We start from the raw sequence: 2,126 nt of genomic DNA, 5'->3' as shown, positions 1-2,126 counted from the left end.
ACCAGCGCCGTCATCGCGGCCGGCCGCACCTCCGGGCCGGGCTCGCTGCGCCGCATCGCCGAGTCCTGGGTGGTGCAGCGGGTGGGCGACGTGTCCTACTCCCTGTACCTGTGGCACTTCCCCGTGGTGGTCTTCTTCGCCGTCCGCACCGGGCGCACGCCCACGCTGCCCGACGCCGTCGCGCTGCTCGTGGTCTCGTTCGCCCTCGCGATCGCCAGCTACGTGCTGGTGGAGCGGCCGGTCCGCACGCTCCGGTGGTTCCGGGCCGACGGGCGCATGCTCGTCTCGGCCCTGGTCGCGATGGTGCTCGTCGCCGCCCTCACGTTCGTGCTGCCGCTGCGGGCGCAGAGCGTCATGGGGGAGTGGGACCAGCGGGCGCAGTCCGTGTCCCGGGACGTCGACGCGCGCGTGGCCGAGAGCCTCGCGGATGGCTTCGTGCCGTTCCTCGACGGCGAGCGGGCGATCACGCCCAACCCGCTCCGCGCCGCCGGCGACGAGTGGCCCGGGGCGGACCGGTGCCTCGCGCCCCAGGAGGACGACACGACGCCGGTCTGCGAGCTCGGCGAGACGGAGAACCCGGTGGCCACGGTCGTCGTCGTCGGCGACTCGCACGCCGAGATGTTCGCCGAGCCCGTGGCCGAGGTCGCGGCCGAGCGCGGCTGGAAGGTGGTCACCTACCTGCACTCCGGCTGCCCGTACAACGCCGAGCGCCGCATCAGCAACGGCCAGGTCCAGGGCTGCTTCGACGCGAACGAGAAGACGCGTGCCGCGCTGGCGGCGCTGAAGCCCGACCTCGTGGTCACCACGTCGTACGAGCACCTGCGCTTCGAGCGCCGGGGCACCGAGGAGGAGGCCGGCGCGGCCGGCTTCGCCGAGCTGTGGAACGAGCTCACCGCGGCCGGATCCCAGGTGTTCGTCATCCGGGACACCCCTAAGCCGTCCGACGGCCTCGTGACCTGCGTGACCGAGAGCTACGACGAACCCGAGGGCTGTGCCAAGCCCGCCGACAAGGCGTTCGACGACCGGGACGTGGTGCCCGCCGCGCTGGAGCAGGCGCCGAAGGCGCGCTCGGTCGAGTTCACGGACCGGTTCTGCGACGCCGAGTCGTGCCCGGCGGTGATCGGCAACGTGCTGGTCTACCGCGACGGCCACCATGTCACGCGCACCTACATGCGCACCCTGGTCGGCGAGCTGCGGAAGGCGTTGCCGACGGCGCTGTGAGCCCGACGGCGGGGCGAGGCCCGTCCGCGTGCCGGACTAGCCTCGCCCGGCCGCGACCCTGCCGTCGAACAGGCCGGGCAGGGCCGCGCGGAGCTGCCGGTCCACGAACGGCGTCAGCGTGCGCACGTAGGTGTTGGTCAGGTGGTCGTCATCGCGGTAGACCAGCACGTTGCCGACAACCGGGTCGCACACCTCGGGCCCGCAGATGACGTCGCTGAGGTCAAGGTGGACCGCGCGGCCGGGCACGCCGGGCGCCGTCGGCACGGGCGAGACGCCGGCGAGCTGCTCGGCGCGGGGCCGAGCGCAGTCCTCCCGGGCGGCGGCGCGGTCCAGGCACTCGGGCACGAACCACTCGAAGCGCGGGTTGTCACGGACGGTCACCACCTGGATCCCGGCGTCGTCCAGGGCACGCCACGCGTCGACCTGGCCGGGCAGCACCTCCTCGGGCGCGCCGTCCTCGTAGGTGCGGCTGCCCACCACGACGACGACGTCCGGGCGCACCGCCACCAGCGCGTCGAGCGCCTGCTCGTTCCAGGTGGTGCATGACGGCGGCGGCACCGGCCCGTTCGCACCCTCGTCGCCGCCCGGCACGGCCAGGCGGCAGCCGTGCTTGAGCATCTCCCGCAGCTCCCAGCCGTGCTCACGGGCGAGTGCCGCGAACGCCTCCTCGTACTGCTGCTCGTGGGAGGCCCCGGCGAGGTAGACGACGGCGGCCGGCTCGGCCTGCGTCACCACGACGCACTCCAGGAGCTCGGGGCGGTCGCCGCCCTGGGCGCAGTCGGGGCGGTCGGGATGATCGTCGTAGGCAACCCAGGTGGCGGGGCGGAAGGGTGCGGTCGGGGACGGCGACTGCGCGGTGCGGTCCGGCGCCGGGCGGGACCGGTCTGGGGCGAGCGCCGCGGCGC

At 74.3% G+C, this 2,126-nt stretch carries 2 protein-coding genes; one reads left to right on the top strand and one right to left on the bottom strand.

Annotated features, from left to right (window positions below; translation table 11 throughout):
• A partial coding sequence (locus tag PROKR_RS06210) for an acyltransferase family protein (RefSeq protein ID WP_036960791.1) occupies positions 1–1,221 on the top strand: 1,221 nt, incomplete at its 5' end.
• 36 nt (positions 1,222–1,257) lie between these two features.
• On the opposite strand, the gene PROKR_RS06205 is transcribed toward PROKR_RS06210, so the two are convergent.
• Positions 1,258–2,126: SGNH hydrolase domain-containing protein (locus PROKR_RS06205; RefSeq protein ID WP_036960788.1), on the bottom strand; the 869-nt coding region annotated here is incomplete at its 5' end.

The organism is Promicromonospora kroppenstedtii DSM 19349 (genome assembly GCF_000515355.1).
GTDB lineage: Bacteria > Actinomycetota > Actinomycetes > Actinomycetales > Cellulomonadaceae > Promicromonospora > Promicromonospora kroppenstedtii.
The sequence above is the reverse complement of the archived record's forward strand: the minus strand, read 5'-3'. Positions and strand labels throughout refer to the sequence as shown.